Annotated in this window: 2 protein-coding genes; both read left to right on the plus strand. The window is 67.3% G+C overall.

Features of this window, described 5'->3' with window-relative positions:
- Positions 1–676, plus strand: a 676-nt coding sequence (gene tnpC / locus NON00_RS24365) for an IS66 family transposase (RefSeq protein ID WP_256025392.1), incomplete at its 5' end; no start/stop codon positions are given.
- On the plus strand, positions 673–1,272 hold the full coding sequence (locus NON00_RS24370; RefSeq protein ID WP_256025393.1) for a plasmid pRiA4b ORF-3 family protein: 600 nt from the start codon (positions 673–675) through the stop codon (positions 1,270–1,272). The genes tnpC and NON00_RS24370, both read left to right, overlap by 4 nt.
- Positions 1,273–1,280: the final 8 nt, after the last annotated feature.

A 1,280-nucleotide genomic window follows, 5' to 3' on the forward strand; every position in this document is an offset into this window, starting at 1 on the left:
AAACCGGCACCTGGCCGGCTATGCCGGCATCCTGCAGGCGGATGCCTATGCCGGATACAACGCGCTCTACGAGGCCGACCGACAACCGGGGCCGATCACTGAGGCCGCGTGTTGGGCGCATGGCAGGCGCAAACTATTCGAACTGGCCGCGTTGTCGCGGGCGCCGCTCGCCATCGAGGCGGTGCGGCGGATCGACGCCATCTTTGATGCCGAGCGCGCCATCAACGGCCTGCCTGCCGCAGAGCGCCTGGCCGTTCGCCAGCAGCATCTCGCGTCGCTGGTCACCGAACTCGAGGCCTGGATGCGCGAGAACCGCGGCAAGCTGTCCCGTCACAACCCGGTTGCCAAGGCGATGGACTACATGCTGACGCGCTGGTCGGCCTTCGCCCGGTTCCTCGGCGACGGCCGGATCTGCCTGACGAACAACGCGGCCGAGCGGGCGCTGCGTGGTATCGCCCTCGGAAGAAAATCGTGGCTGTTCGCGGGTAGCGACCGCGGCGGCGACCGGGCCGCGGCGATGGTCTCACTCATCCACACCGCCAAGCTGAACGACGTCGATCCGCGCACCTGGCTGGCTGATGTCCTGGCCCGCATCGCCGACCACCCCGCCTCGCGGCTGCACGAGCTGCTGCCCTGGAACTGGGCCCAGGCAAGGGAGGGAAAGGCGGCCGCATGACCAGCACCAGCATCGCCCGGCTCAAGATCACCCTCAATGACGTCAAGCCCGCAGTGGTGCGCCGCGTCGAGGTGCCACTGACCATCCGGCTCGATCGCCTGCACCTGGTGCTCCAGGCCGCCATGGGCTGGACCAACAGCCATCTCTACGAGATCCGAGCCCGCGACGTGGGCTGGGGCGTGCCCGACCCGGACTGGGGAGACGGCCCGCTCGATGCGCGCAAAACGCGTCTCCTCGACGTCCTCGAGGACACCGGCGCGAAGACGCTGAAGTACCTCTACGACTTCGGCGACGGCTGGGAACACACCGTCAAGGTCGAGCGTATCACCGATTCCATGCCCGGCCTCATATACCCGTTCCTGATCGACGCCACCGGGCGCTGCCCGCCCGAGGATGTCGGCGGACCTTGGGGCTACGCCGAGTTCCTCGCGGCGATCGGCGACCCGAAGCACGAGAGCCATACCGAGATGGTCCAATGGGTCGGGGCGCCTTTTGATCCCAACACAATCGATCTCGATGAGCATGCAAAGGCCGTCGAAGACCTCGCCAAGGCGTGGTCGCGCAAGCCAGCCACCAGGCGCAAGCTAGCAAGCTGATCAAGGCC

Origin of the sequence: Roseomonas sp. GC11 (genome assembly GCF_024437745.1) — a bacterium.
In the GTDB taxonomy this organism is placed as follows: Bacteria; Pseudomonadota; Alphaproteobacteria; order Acetobacterales; family Acetobacteraceae; genus Pseudoroseomonas.